Genomic DNA, 14,211 nt, shown 5'->3' with positions numbered 1-14,211 from the left:
CAAACTACTATATATATAGTGTTAACTTCATTTAAAAGTCTTTAAAATTAACCCTTTCCTTAATTGTATTTTTTTGGTATCCTTATATACGAGTCCTATTTTGTAATATAAGAACAATACCCATTGTAGAGCTGTAATACTCTTATCTCCTAATCTGTTATAGTTTTTATAACAGAACAAAAAAGTGTACACATGTTGTACACTTTTTTTGTTACTTCTATAAAACATCTCTTTTTCTATTGCCATCATAGAATCCGCCACGATTGTCTGTTAATGCAATTATTTGATCTAGTCCTTCTATATGATCACCTATAATTCGAAGTACAGCTGGTGGATGACCTATTTTAGCAAAATGTTCACTGGGACGAATACGGTTCATCTTATCGACCTCAACACGACTTACACATGCAACTTCAAATCCTAAAAGAATAGCTTTCACTTGGGCTACACACGGCGCCAGTAAAGATCTATACCCAATTTCTTTCAAACACTTACGGCTAAACGCATTCGGTACAGCGATAAGAGAGCCTACGCCTAGATCTTTTCTATCACAAGCTAAATTTAATGCATATTTAAATGCAGTTACAAGATGAAGCGGTACTCTTAAATCTAAATAATGATTTAGATCATTTAATGCAACATCTGTTCCATCTGCAATAGCTTTCGCAAAAGGATACAGCTCACTCGCTGGAATAACAAAATCGCCATCTATAAATAACACAATTTCTCCTTTTGCAAAATACGTTCCAAGTGAGCGCCCCACATCATTTCCGAGTGCTTCTTTATATACAATTGTCGTTGCCCCTTTGTCTTTTGCAATTTTTTTCGTTTTATCTGACGAACCATTTACGACAACGATAATTTCGAAAGGTTCAATTTTGCGAAGCTCTTCTATAACGTTTCCAATTGTTTTCTCTTCATCTTGTACGGGAATAACAACCGATAGTTGCTTTCCTTTATACAAATCAGATGTAACACCCCACCCTTGATAAAACTCTTCAAAACTTAAAGTATGATAGACACTATCCCTTTTCCTATTTCCATCATAATATCCTCCGCGCTCATCACTGCTTAATATCCGTTCTGCTACTGCTTCTATATGATCACCTATCATTCTTTTTTCAGATTGGGAAAGATTTGGCCCATATGCAGCATGCTGGAATGGACGAAATTTATTCGGCGTAATAACGTCAATGGCACAATGACGACTAATTCTCCATTTACTTTGAACTAGGTGTAAATGAGCCACAATAGGATTAACAAAACATTCATATCCGATGCTTTGAACGACTTCTTTCGTCAGCGCATGAGGTACATCTAATAAAGAATTCATTTTTAATTCTTCACGCTCTAACATTGCATTTAATATTTGGCGCCATACTGTAATAGAAGTGGTTTTTTGCCTTTTTAAAAATAATGCATCCAAATTATTTAAAACTACATCTGCCTGATCGTATAAAATCGGATTAAGGAATAATTTTAATTTTGAAGTTGGAATAGCAAAATCACCATCTATAAATAGTAATACATCACCTATCGCATGTTTTGCGCCGACTGCACGTCCAACATCGTTCCCTAGTAGCTCTGTATGCTTGATTACTTTACACCCTAAACGATCTGCAACATCTTCTGTTCCATCATTACAACCGTTTGCTACTACAATGATTTCTACTGGATTTAATGGTCTTACCGATTGAATAACGTCTGAAATCGTATCGACCTCATTACATGCAGGAATAATAACAGATAATGACTTAGCCATTGTTTTGTTCACGAAACCACTTAATTGTTTCCTTCAATCCGTTTTCCCACGTTACTTTCGCCTGAAATTGAACAAGCTCTTTTAATTTTGTTACATCTGGTCTTCTATTTGGAATTTCTTCAAAACCATGAGGATATACTTCTTCAAAAGGCACTTGTACAATCTTCGAAGAAGAATTCGTTAATTTTTTAATTACTTCTGCTACTTCTTTTATACTCTGTTCATTCTCAGAACCTATATTAATAATCTCACCATTTACCTTCTCATCCATTGCCCGAATTGTTGCTTCTACCGCATCACTCACATACGTAAAACAACGTGTCTGCTTTCCATCTCCATATACGAGAATGTCTTCTCCTTGCAGTGCCGCACGGATAAATCGCGGAATTACTCCTGCATACGGACCATCTTTCGCTCTTGGACCATAAATATTAAAATATCGAACAATCGTTACCGGTAAGCCTTCTAATGCGTATCCTAAACATAATGTTTCTTCTAACGTTTTACAAACCGCATAACTCCAACGAATTTTAGAAGTTGCCCCGTACAATCGATCTCCCTCTTCAGAGAAAGGCGGCTTGGCCTTACCATATACTTCTGAAGTAGAAGCAAAAACTACTTTCTTCTTTCCTTTTAGCGCTGCTTGTAAAATATTTCTCGTCCCATCAAAATTCGTTTCTATGAGCTCTATACTTTTTTCCATTGTTGTTTTCACACCTAAAATTGCTGCTAAATGAAACACGACATCATGCTGATCTACTAATTCATAAATAGAATTTTTATCTAAAACACTTATTGGAATAACACGGATTTCTTTCATTAACTCTTTATGGTACTTATTTTTACCTTTATAAAAGTTATCCACAACAGTGACCTCATAACCTCTTCTCATCAACTCTTCAGCTAAATGTGACCCGATAAATCCGGCTCCACCTGTAATTAAACATTTCTTACTCATTTACTCACCTTCTTTACAATCCCGCGTGTATCTATTACTCGGTCTATTCCTTTAAAAAGCTTCCAATCAATATTAGAATGATCCGTTAAAATTAAAATACAATCCGCTTTTTTAACTTTTTCTTCATCTAAAGAAACAGATTGGTACACCTTATCTCCAATTTCCGCGGAAGAAATATAAGGATCATGATATTCTATCTCGTATCCTTGATTTCTTAATAATTGAATAATCGGTAACGCTGGTGATTCTCTCAAATCATTTACATCTTTTTTATACGCAATCCCTACAATTAACACCGTTGCAGGTAATTGCACCACACTTTTTACTTTCCGGACCATTTTCTCTGGCATTTCTTCATTAATTATATGTGCAGCCTCAATTAATTGACTAATTGCTCCATTCTTTTTTATTCTCCATTGAAAATATAAAGGGTCTACGGGAATACAGTGTCCCCCTATCCCTGGCCCTGGCCAATACGGAGTAAACCCAAATGGTTTTGTAGATGCCGCTTCAATGGCCTCATAAAAATCAATGCCTAAACTTTCACATAGTGTGTTTAGTTCATTTACTAAAGAAATGTTAACTAAGCGCTGAATATTTTCAAATAGCTTGCACATCTCTGCTACTTTCGGAGAGCTAACAGGTACAACTTCGTCAAAAATGGTACTATATAAATCCTGTACCTTTTGTTTACACTTTTCTGTTTGTCCACTAATAACTTTTGGAATAGCTTGAACTGAATATTGACTATTTGCTGGATCAATTCTCTCAGGGGAATATCCGATATAGAAATCTTCCCCTACCTTTTTACCATTTTGAGAAATAATAGGTAGGATGACTTCTTCAAGTGTACCTGGATATGTGGAGCTTTCAAAAATGAAGGTTTGTCCTTTTTGAAGGTTTTGTTGTATATAATGCGAAGCTGAAATGAGGGCACTTAAGTCTGGTTCTCTTTGTTCATTAATTGGAGTCGGGACAGTGACAATAACATAATCACTATTTTGAAAATCAGCAATGCCTTGATCCGGTGTATTTACTGTTAATTTTTTTTTCGTCAATAAACTTTGTAACTCTTTAGAAGAAACATCCGGAATATAACTTTCTCCTTTTATAATTGAGTCTATTTTTCTAATATCTTTATCTAATCCAAGTACTGTATGCCCTCTTTCTGCAAAATGTACCGCTAAAGGAAGGCCAACATACCCTAGCCCAATAATAGCTACTTTACTACTATTCATTTGTATTCTCTTCTTCCCTTCTCAATTTTTGAATTACATCTCTATCTCTATCTCCATCTGTAAAACCACCACGTTCGTCCGTACATTGTAATAAATACGCAACCGCTTCAAGTTGATCACCGAAAATACGATCAAACGCTGAAATACGCCCATTTACAAATTCGTGTTGCTCTGGACGTACTCGATTTGTTTTTATAACATCTACTAACTCTACTGTTGTAATAGAGAATCCTTCTAAAATAGCTTTCACTTGTGCTAATGGCGGAATGATAAGGGAATCATATCCTATTTTCTCTATTACCTTCTTATGAATGGCATGTGGTACAGCAGTTAGTGAGTTATTCCATAAATCTGGTCGTTTCGCTATCAAATTCACAAAGTATTTTCCCATACTAATTGGATCTGCTGGATGAAACATATCTAATAAGCATTGTAAATCATTTAACACCACGTCATTTCCATCTTCAACAGCATGTAAAAATAGAGTGAGTTTTTTTGCTGGAATAACAAGATCACTATCAACGAATAAACAAATATCTGCCGTAGCATGCATGGCACCTATTGCTCGTGCTACATTATGTCCAAGCGCCTTCGTCAATTCAACAACAATAACATTCTCTAGCTTTGCCTGTTTAACAGTCTCAACATCTGCTCCATTCGCGACAACTATAATTTCATCTACACCTGCTTCTTTCACTTCTTTTATAACAGATCTTATGGTCATTTTCTCTTCTGATACTGGGATAATGGCACTATATTTCGCTTTATTCTTTTGTAATAAAACTGGTTTATACTTTCCTACAAACTCTCTATCTCTATTGTCCTCTGAAAAACCACCGCGTTTACCATATGTTTCGATTACGTATTGTAAAGCTCGCAAATGATCACCCATAATACGACTAGTCGCTTTCGGATAAGGAGAGCCAGGTGATGTACCAGTATGCACAGGACGAACTTTATTTGTGTAGATGACATCAACTGAAGCCATATCAGAAATATCTACTCCTCTAGACATCGCCATCGCTTGAAATAATGCTGGATCTGCTAAATTCCACCACCCCAGTTTTTCAATCACTTTACGACTTATCGCATGTGGTATTGCAATTAAAGATCCTACAACAAACTCTTTCTTGTTCAAATAACGATTTAACATATATTTTCCAACCGTCGTATAATGCGGTCTCATCTTCAAGTAAACGGACCATGTTAAATTATTTAAAACAATCTCATGTCCTTGTCGTATTCCTTTAATAAAATTGTATAATTCTTCACTTTTCATGACGATATCACCATCTAAAAACAAAACAATCTCGCCTTTTGCTTCTCTAGCACCAATTGCCCGTCCCACATCATTACCAAGAGAATATCTATAATAAATCACACGGCAATTATGCTGTAATGCTATTTCCTTCGTCCCATCTGTCGATCCATTATCTACTATGATAACTTCATATGGTTCGAGCTTTCTTACCTCTACTAAAACTTTTGATAAAGTACTTGCTTCATTATGCACTGGAATAACAACTGACACTCTCATACTTGTATCACTCTTACCCTTCCAAGCGAACATAAGCAATAATAGGAATACGCACAACTACATCTTCTGGTGGTCCATAAGAAGGAGAAGTACGAACAATTACTGCCCCATCCGTCACAGATAAAAGAACGCCTACAATGATTTCTACAGCTGTCACAACTTGCACTAGTTCTCCAACATGGTTACGTAATTCATCAGTAAATAACATATATAACTCTCCTTTCTTACGCTTCTTTAATTGATATAATACTTGTAAATGGTAATAAAACTTCAGTTCCTATTCCTTCTTGCAATGTTAAGAAGTCATCACCAACTGCTACAATAACACCTGTTAATTGTCCAACTGTCACCGTAATTTCTACGTTTTTACCTAAATACTGCTTTGCAATTTCTTTAAAAGGTGATGTATTGCATTCTTTTAAAATGTTACAAATAATAGATTGAAATCTACTTGATTCAATAACTTCTTCCGTAGCTTGCTTAGAGTTTCTTTGAATAAATCTCGCGAAGTTTTGTGAAAATAAAAGTCTTTCCACAGCAGGCAATAACTTATTATCTAAAAAATAATCTAATTGTCTATTAAACAATCTTGATAATTTATGCCAATATTTTCTGAACAGACACATACACTTCTCCTCCTATTATTTTTAGATTATAAAATTTTACATCCATACATCTTAATGTATACAAAATGGATATTTTTGTGATAGGTAAGACATACATTTTCTAAAAGAAATATTTGTTTCAGAGCATAAAAAAAAACTATCCAACAGGATAGTTTCTTACACTTCAATATTCCGCAATATCGAATAAATGTCATTATTCACTTTACCAAATGATTTAATATTATTTTGAATGTTAGATAATAAAACAACATATACACTACCATTTTTACTAAATCCGTTTAAGCAATTCCAACCTGGCATTACACCATGATTCGAATAGCTTCCTGGGTCTACGTACCATCCAAACCCGTAATCCTTTTTTCCACCCGTAAACATTTGATCGTAACTCTCTTTTGAAATTAATTTTCCAGAGAATAGTGCTTCGTTAAATAAATATAAATCATGCGCACTTGTGTATATATCACCACAACCATATAGTTGTGACATGCTTGGAATATTAGGTGTTGTCATATTATTATTTACTATTTTATAACCCGTTGATGGGAATCTTGTTTGTTCTAACGCTGTGCCAAAGCCAGAATGTTTCATACCGGCAGTGGCAAAAATATGTTGTTTAATATATTCTTCGAGTGACTGCCCACTTACCTTCTCTGCAATATAAGCAAGTATAGAGTAGTTCGAATCAGAATACTTCCACTTCTCTCCTGGACCACCAATACGCTTTTGATTTCCTATCCGCTTTATCAGTTCTTCATGAGAAATATCTTCTTTTCCCTGCTCATATTCGGGAATCCCTGATGTATGTGTTAATAGATGTTTTAGCTGAATATTATTACCTTGTGGAAAATCTGGAATATACTTCGCAACAGTATCTTCTACTTGTAATTTATTTTGATCTTTCAATTGCATAATAGCAGTTGCTACAAACGCCTTTGAAATAGAACCAATATAAAAAGTCGTCTCTGAATTATTCGGTACTTGCTGCTCTTTATTTGCCATACCATACCCTTTATTCAGAAGAACTTTTCCGTTCTTCACAATAACAGCTGTCCCGCTAAATCCTGCGTTTTGTAAATACTGGTCCAATTGAGCGTTTTCATTAATTTCTTGAGGTGGTCCTTCAGCAGGTTTCTCCGCTGCTTGCGCTTGCTTCATTTGTTCTTCCTGCTCTTTTTGTTTTTGCTTCTGTACTTCTTGTTTCTTTTTTTCTTCTTTCTTTTTTAACTCTTCTTGTTTCTTCATTTCTGCTGCCGCTTTTAAAGTTTCTTCTTTCTTATTATGCGCAACAATTTTTGTATACATGAAATATACAAGTGATAATAGTAAGACGAGAATGATTGTTCTTTTTATGTATACAATCGGCCGATGTTCTTTCCCATTCGCATTATTTTTTTCCTGATCCATAATTGCTTTTTTCCCCTTACTCACCAATAATTTAATTCGTCTACTAAAGATTCGTTTTAGTAGATTATGGATAATCCATTCTATATCATCCCTACTTTATCACGCACTGCACATATTACCAACCTATATGTACAAAAAAGAAAAAGAAAATTTACAAAAGTAAGATTCCCGTTAAATTATTAACAAAAAAAAGAGGATATCCTCTAAAAAATTGATGTTATCAATCTTTTTGGACATCCTCTTATCTCATTATTTATACGTGTTTTTTCATATCATCGGCAACAGATTCAACATTTGTACCTACGATAACTTGTACACTAGTATTACTTAATTTCATAACACCTTTTGCACCAGCACGTTTTAATGCTGCTTCATTTACTTGACCAGCATCTTTTACTTGTAAGCGTAGACGTGTTGCACAGTTATCAATAACTGTTAAGTTTTCTTTTCCGCCTAAAGCTGCTACGTAAGTTTCACCAATTGAACCTGCAACTGGTGCATCACCATCTTCAACTAACTCATCGTCATCTTCACGACCAGGAGTTTTTAAATCGAACTTCTTAATTAAGAAGTAGAATACTATGAAATAAATTGCTGCGTAAATTAAACCGATACCTGCTAGTAAGACTGGTTTTGTTGCAATACCGAAGTTTAAAGCATAATCGATTGCACCGGCACTAAATGAGAAACCATCATGAATGCCAAGTGATGTTGTAATGAATAAAGAAAGACCTGTTAGTACAGCATGAATACCATATAATACTGGTGATAAGAACATGAATGAGAATTCAATAGGCTCTGTAATACCAGTTAAGAATGAAGTTAATGCTAGACCAGCTAACATACCAGTAACTGCTTTACGCTTTTCTGGTTTAGCAGCTGCAATCATTGCGAAACATGCTGCTGGTAAACCGAACATCATAACTGGGAAGAAACCAGTCATAAACATACCTGCTGTTTTGTCACCTGCAAGGAAACGAGCAATATCACCATTAACAACATTACCTGCTGCATTTGTAAAGTCCCCAAATACAAACCAGAAGTATGTGTTCATTACGTGGTGTAAACCAATTGGGATTAATAAACGGTTTAATAAACCAAATAATCCTGAACCAATTGCACCTAAATTAACAATTCCATGAGCTAATGCATCAATACCATTTTGAATTGTTGGCCAAATTTGTGCAAATAGAATTCCTAATATCAGCATCACAACTGATGTAACAATTGGAACGAAACGTTTTCCAGCAAAGAAACCTAACCATTCTGGAAGTTTAATCTTATGGAATTTATTATAAAGAAGTCCTGCTATAACACCAACAATAATACCACCTAAAACTTTCATATCTACTTTAGTCGATAATTCAGCAGCCTTAGATACTTGTGTCATTGTATCTGCAAGCTTAGATGGATCTACATTTGCGCTATTACCTATTAAATCTTGGACTTTACCTAATTTACCTTGTAATTCAGCAGTTGAATACCCTTTGCTAAGTGCATCAATACTATTTTTCATAACAAGATAACCAATTGCACCTGCAAGACCTGCTGCACCACTACCATCCACTGAAAGACCGATTGCAATACCAATTGCAAAAATAAGTGCTAAGTTATCAAAAACTGCTGCGCCGGCCTGTGCCATAACAGGAATATCAAATACATCTGGTTGCCCTAAACGAAGCAATAATCCTGCTGCTGGTAGTACTGCGATCGGAAGCATTAAAGCTTTACCAATACGTTGTAAAAACTGCAACATTTTAATTCCCCCTAATTAAATTTATGAAATCGTTATCATTATAAGTACGCTTTAGAAAACGCTTTCTATTACATAACCATAATAACATATAGTTGTATAGATGTGTAGTTTTTATTTCTGAACTTTTTATGGATAAATCTCCTATTTCCAAACTGTTATATAAAAGGAAAATTCTCCTTTTTAAAATACAGAATACTCGAAACGAAGGACCTATTATATCACATTGAACTTTCGTTTTATCATTCCACTTTTTCATGTTATTATTTATTTCCGAGCATATCGGGAAAAGTAAACTTAGTTAATTCAAAATAGGAGCGTTGGTACTATGCAGTGCATTGAAACAAACAACTTACAACAGTTGTTAGAACAAGTAAAACCATATACGAAAAAAGGAAAACTTGCTACTTATATCCCCGAACTAGGAAATGCAAATCCAGACGATTTAGGGATTGCCATTTTCCATAAAGAAACAGAATATATCCATGCAGGCAACTCACAAACACTATTTACTCTTCAAAGTATTTCCAAAGTAATTACACTTGCCCTTGCCCTTTTAGACCGTGGTGAAGAATATGTATTTTCTAAAGTTGGAATGGAACCAACGGGTGATCCATTTAATTCTATTATTAAGTTAGAAACAACAAGTCCGTCCAAACCCCTTAATCCCATGATAAATGCAGGAGCATTAGCTATTACAAGCATGTTAGCAGGAAAAGATAACGAGGAAAAAATGGAACGTATTCTTCACTTTGTACGTGAAATAACAGATAATCCTACTATTAATTATTCCTCTAAAGTTGCCGATTCAGAACTAGAGACAGCTTATCTAAACCGTTCACTTTGTTATTATATGAAACAAAACGGAATTATCGATTGTGATATTGAAGAACTTATGGATTTATATACTCGTCAATGCGCAGTTGAAGTAAACTGCATCGATTTAGCACGTATCGGCTTAATTTTTGCAATGGATGGATATGATCCATATAAAAAGAAACAAATCATCCCTAAACATATTACAAAAATTTGCAAAACATTTATGGTCACATGTGGTATGTATAACGAATCTGGTGAATTTGCAATTCGTGTTGGTATTCCTGCAAAAAGCGGTGTAGCCGGTGGTATTTTTGGCTGCGTAAAAGGAGACATGGGAATCGGTATTTTCGGACCAGCTTTAGATGCAAACGGAAATAGTATTGCTGGTTTTAAAATTCTTGAACTTCTTTCTGCTCAAGAAGGTTGGAGCATTTTTTAATCGCGAGTTATCCTGCTATACTAGCAGGATTTTTTATTTCGCCAAAACCTCACTTTTGTCAGTTATCAATCTTCTTATAAAAACAGTGCTGAAAGTTTCTCTATATCATGCATATTTGTTCCCCCCTCCTGAATAATATAGTACAACCTAGCGCTATATGTGGAGGTGTGAAAGATGAAACTAATATTTCAAATGGGAAAACAACCTGTTCTTGAAAAAACAATCCTTCTTTTTATATTGAGTATTGTAGAAAGCTTGAAGTTAAAAGTTGTTTCACTCGACGAAGCTCACCGATACATATTCAATTTAGAAGTACTTGAATTATTAATGGATCGGAACATCGATGATCAAGTACTTGAACTTATTCATTTCGGGATGGGACTTGAAGACATTTATCACGTGCTTCCTGAAGAACTTGAGCATACGATTGAGGAATTAAAATGGCTTTGCATTCAAGTATTAAGTGAGTACAGTATGCATGAAGAATCGGAACAATTAATTGAAGATATACGGTAAAAAAGCACCTATGTAGGTGCTTTTAATGTTTTTTTAAACTATTTTTATACGCCTCAATATTTACTGGTAGCTCTTCCTCTTCCAAAGTATGTTCATTTACATCTTTATGAATGAACGCACCTTTAGGTGGTTGATGATCATGCCCTTTTTTCTTATGATCAAATGCTTTCCCGCGTCCCATACAAATCCCCCTTTCTTAAAAGAAATCCGTATTAGTATGGAGAAAAGTACGTCGATATATGCAATCCCTTGCTGTATTTCCAAGGAAATACTCGAACCTTGTTTTCTACTCTCCTTACAACAACTGATCGATCCCAATAAGAATTAATAATACTCCTGCGATAATTGTCGCCCATTTCCCTAAGTATTCTGCTAAAAATCGTTTTCCTACATACGCAAAACCACTAATACAAATAAAACTAAACACCCCAGAAATAGTCGCTGTAAGCCAAAGATTTAAATTTGTTATCCCAGCATCAAATCCACCTGCAATATTATTAATAGACAACGCAATCCCTAATACAATTGCTTCTGAAAAACTAATTGTTTTAGAACCATCAAAATCTGCTTTTTCTGGATCACGTAAAATTCCCATAAGTACATTACCATCTTTAGAGCCTACGGTATTTCTTTGCCCCAAGAAAGGCTGGCACAAAATAAACACCCCGATTATCCCTAAAACTATCGCTCCAATCAGGTTTGCTGTAAACTCTGAAATAAATAACGCAATCCAGTTCCCAAAAAATCCAGCTAATAAAGTAAATAAAAACCCCAAAAATGCGATGATAAAATTGTTGAACCACGAAATTCTAATTTTACGAATGCCATATGCAATCCCAACACCTGCATTATCTAAATTAGAAGCAATCCCGATTAAAAAAATTGAAAATAGACCTGCCGTACTCATAAATAGCCACCCCTTTTCCTCACTTTTCCATGCATCTTATGAAAATGTTGAGCAACTGTGCCTGTCTGTTTCATATACATGTAATAAATGCTCAACATTTTTTCAACAATAAAAAGGAGTGCCTTCGCTATGCCTAAAGAAAATCCAAATGAGCGGCTTAGTAGATTAATAAAAAAACTTTTAAAAGAACGTGCCTTATCTATGCGCCAACTCGGAATGCTTACAAATATTGATCCCGCAACAATCTCAAGAATTATGAATGGTAAACAACCGCCAAAACAAAAACACCTACAAAAATTCGCAGAATGTCTACAAGTTCCACCCCAATTGTTATTTGATGAAATGTATCCTGATTCTCCTCACATTAATAAAGAAAAGACGGATATGTACACATCTCTTGATACAATTCAGCAAACTCTGCAATCCTCTAACTTATTCGATTTCGACTACACAACAACCCGCGTAAAACAAGAACTTGAAAACTATGAACGATATGCTCAAACAACAGAAGGTGAAAAGCGCATTCATGAAAGTTTCGCGAGCAAGTTAGAACAAATTGATAGTGCTGGCCCTTTCATTGAACAATTAACAGATATGTATCAACAATTTTGCAATGAAACGATTCCAAAAGAAGAGCGTGCAGTTCTTGGTGGCGCATTACTGTATTTCATTTTATCGACAGATATTATTCCCGACTATCTCTTTCCAATTGGCTATTTAGATGATGCGATTGCTGTTGAATTAGCAAAAGAGAAATTAATGGAACTAAAACGAAAGACATAGAAAAATAAAGAACTATTTCAGTTGTTTCTATTTAACTCTGAAATAGTTCACTAAAAAATCGTACAAGTATACATACCTGTACGATTTCAACATACTAATCTATTTTTTCATATGACACCATTCATATATAAATGCTGTTATTACTTTTGTAAATTCAATTAACTGCTCTACTTCTACTTTCTCATTTATTGAATGAGCTTCCTCTAATGTGCCTGGTCCGTAAATAACAGCCGGAATATGAAATTCACTAAACCAACCACCATCCGTTACCGTTGCAGACATATCTAAAATTGCGTTTTTAGAAAGAATTGATTCATGTACTGAGCTAAGCGTTTTTACAGCTGTATGTTCACTATCTATTTCTAAAGAAGGGAAAATTTCGCCACGATCCACAATCATTGATTCTCCGCCCCACTTAAATTGTGGTGGATTTTCACTTAGCCATGGATCGGCAGCTGCTACTTTACCGATATACTCTTCAATTTCTTTTATTATTTGTTCATGTGTTTCATTCGGATAAAAGTGCACTGTTATCCATAACCGGCACTCATCCGCAATAAAAGCTGCATGTCTTCCACCCTCAATAACAGCTGGATTAATTGTTGTTGTTCCAGACGGATAGCCTTCATATGTTTTCATAACTGCCCAATGACGCTCTAATTCTTGCAAACTTTGCACAATTTTCATCATTTTTTCAATTGCACTCGCTCCAAATAAACGTCCTCCAGCATGAATCATTTGCCTACGCATTGCATCATGAAACGTTTGAGGGCTTTTCACAGTAATCCAGCCAGTAATTACGCCGCCCTGTCCTTGCATATGTAAATTACTCGTATCCACTACGACTGCAAAATCAGCATCATAACCTCTTTTGCAGCATTGAAGTGTACCAGCTTCTCCAACTTCTTCTCCAATTACGGATTGAAAGATTAAATCTCCAGGTAATTCAATACCAGCTTCTTGTAATAGCTGAATAGCAAATAGCGCTCCAGCTAGTCCCCCTTTCATATCAGCTGCACCACGTCCAACTAACCAACCATCTTTTATAAATGGCTCAAACGGATTTGTTTCCCACGCCTCATCTGCCGATACTTCAGCTACATCCATATGTCCATTAATAATAAGACTTTTATATGAGTCACTTTTTGCCCCTTTTTTCACACCAACAACGTTCGGATCATTAGGATATACATCCCATTTATCAACACTAAAATTTTGTTCTCTTAGAAACTCTGCAACAAATTGTTGTGCCTCATTTGTATTTCTCGCCGGCGGTGCTGGTGTTTCAAAACGAATTAAATTCTTTGTAAGCTCTAGTAACTCATCTTTTCGTAAATCAATCTGCTCTAATAGCTGTGAAACTTTTTTATTCATCGCTAATTCCCCTTTACATACGTAGTATGTTTCCAACTTTATTTTCACAAAAAAAGAGACTGTTTACAAATCTTACAGTCTCCAAATTAATTCAT

15 protein-coding genes and 1 pseudogene are annotated in these 14,211 nt (G+C 35.1%); 3 read left to right on the top strand and 13 right to left on the bottom strand.

Features of this window, described 5'->3' with window-relative positions; all coding sequences use genetic code 11:
* Positions 1-27 precede the first annotated feature (27 nt).
* The 10 genes and pseudogenes from NST90_RS02480 to NST90_RS02435 all read right to left on the bottom strand — a co-directional run bounded on the left by NST90_RS02480 (position 28) and on the right by NST90_RS02435 (position 9,537).
* Positions 28-249, bottom strand: a complete 222-nt coding sequence (locus NST90_RS02480; protein ID WP_002094217.1) for a hypothetical protein — start codon at positions 247-249, stop codon at positions 28-30.
* Entirely contained in the window at positions 218-1,762 is a 1,545-nt protein-coding gene (locus NST90_RS02475; RefSeq protein WP_025710263.1) for a glycosyltransferase, read from the bottom strand. The genes NST90_RS02480 and NST90_RS02475 overlap by 32 nt, the downstream gene beginning before the upstream one ends.
* Positions 1,755-2,720 carry an SDR family NAD(P)-dependent oxidoreductase gene (locus NST90_RS02470; RefSeq protein WP_000037018.1) on the bottom strand — a complete coding sequence of 322 codons (966 nt, stop codon included), beginning with the start codon at positions 2,718-2,720 and terminating at the stop codon, positions 1,755-1,757. Before NST90_RS02470 ends, NST90_RS02475 begins: the two co-directional genes overlap by 8 nt.
* Positions 2,717-3,958: a nucleotide sugar dehydrogenase gene (locus NST90_RS02465; RefSeq protein ID WP_001088924.1), complete on the bottom strand. Its 1,242-nt coding sequence runs from the start codon at positions 3,956-3,958 to the stop codon at positions 2,717-2,719. The genes NST90_RS02470 and NST90_RS02465 overlap by 4 nt, the downstream gene beginning before the upstream one ends.
* On the bottom strand, positions 3,951-5,495 hold the full coding sequence (locus NST90_RS02460) for a glycosyltransferase family 2 protein (RefSeq protein ID WP_025710262.1): 1,545 nt from the start codon (positions 5,493-5,495) through the stop codon (positions 3,951-3,953). Before NST90_RS02460 ends, NST90_RS02465 begins: the two co-directional genes overlap by 8 nt.
* A 13-nt stretch (positions 5,496-5,508) precedes the next feature.
* Entirely contained in the window at positions 5,509-5,703 is a 195-nt protein-coding gene (locus NST90_RS02455) for a hypothetical protein (protein ID WP_000899470.1), read from the bottom strand.
* 16 nt (positions 5,704-5,719) lie between these two features.
* Positions 5,720-6,121 carry a hypothetical protein gene (locus NST90_RS02450; protein WP_000335531.1) on the bottom strand — a complete coding sequence of 134 codons (402 nt, stop codon included), beginning with the start codon at positions 6,119-6,121 and terminating at the stop codon, positions 5,720-5,722.
* A gap of 156 nt (positions 6,122-6,277) precedes the next feature.
* On the bottom strand, positions 6,278-7,525 hold the full coding sequence (locus NST90_RS02445) for a serine hydrolase domain-containing protein (RefSeq protein WP_000371827.1): 1,248 nt from the start codon (positions 7,523-7,525) through the stop codon (positions 6,278-6,280).
* A gap of 253 nt (positions 7,526-7,778) precedes the next feature.
* Positions 7,779-9,281: an N-acetylglucosamine-specific PTS transporter subunit IIBC gene (nagE, locus tag NST90_RS02440; RefSeq protein WP_000938900.1), complete on the bottom strand. Its 1,503-nt coding sequence runs from the start codon at positions 9,279-9,281 to the stop codon at positions 7,779-7,781.
* Positions 9,282-9,422: 141 nt separating this feature from the next.
* Positions 9,423-9,537: pseudogene (locus tag NST90_RS02435) on the bottom strand (transcriptional regulator).
* A gap of 69 nt (positions 9,538-9,606) precedes the next feature.
* Here NST90_RS02435 and glsA point away from each other — a divergent pair.
* Positions 9,607-10,536, top strand: coding sequence for a glutaminase A (gene glsA / locus NST90_RS02430; protein WP_001149850.1), 930 nt, complete (start codon positions 9,607-9,609; stop codon positions 10,534-10,536).
* A 174-nt stretch (positions 10,537-10,710) separates the two neighbouring features.
* Positions 10,711-11,052, top strand: coding sequence for a DUF3969 family protein (locus tag NST90_RS02425; RefSeq protein WP_000766604.1), 342 nt, complete (start codon positions 10,711-10,713; stop codon positions 11,050-11,052).
* A 22-nt stretch (positions 11,053-11,074) separates the two neighbouring features.
* On the opposite strand, the gene NST90_RS02420 is transcribed toward NST90_RS02425, so the two are convergent.
* Both NST90_RS02420 and ytaF read right to left on the bottom strand, forming a co-directional pair.
* A complete protein-coding gene (locus tag NST90_RS02420) occupies positions 11,075-11,233 on the bottom strand; it encodes a hypothetical protein (protein ID WP_000532409.1) in 159 nt (52 codons plus the stop codon).
* Positions 11,234-11,347: 114 nt separating this feature from the next.
* The gene (gene ytaF, locus NST90_RS02415; RefSeq protein ID WP_016121798.1) at positions 11,348-11,959 is read right to left on the bottom strand and encodes a sporulation membrane protein YtaF; all 612 of its coding nucleotides are present in this window, start codon (positions 11,957-11,959) and stop codon (positions 11,348-11,350) included.
* Positions 11,960-12,088: 129 nt separating this feature from the next.
* On the opposite strand from ytaF, the gene NST90_RS02410 reads away from it, so the two are divergent.
* A complete protein-coding gene (locus tag NST90_RS02410) occupies positions 12,089-12,742 on the top strand; it encodes a helix-turn-helix domain-containing protein (RefSeq protein WP_001123718.1) in 654 nt (217 codons plus the stop codon).
* Positions 12,743-12,841: 99 nt separating this feature from the next.
* Here the strand turns inward: NST90_RS02410 and NST90_RS02405 are convergent, their stop codons facing one another.
* Positions 12,842-14,164: an acetylornithine deacetylase gene (locus NST90_RS02405; protein ID WP_116269191.1), complete on the bottom strand. Its 1,323-nt coding sequence runs from the start codon at positions 14,162-14,164 to the stop codon at positions 12,842-12,844.
* Between the last annotated feature and the right edge of the window lie 47 nt (positions 14,165-14,211).

It is taken from the genome of Bacillus sp. FSL E2-8900 (genome assembly GCF_037966225.1).
GTDB classification, from domain to species: domain Bacteria; phylum Bacillota; class Bacilli; order Bacillales; family Bacillaceae_G; genus Bacillus_A; species Bacillus_A cereus.
The sequence above is the reverse complement of the archived record's forward strand: the minus strand, read 5'-3'. Positions and strand labels throughout refer to the sequence as shown.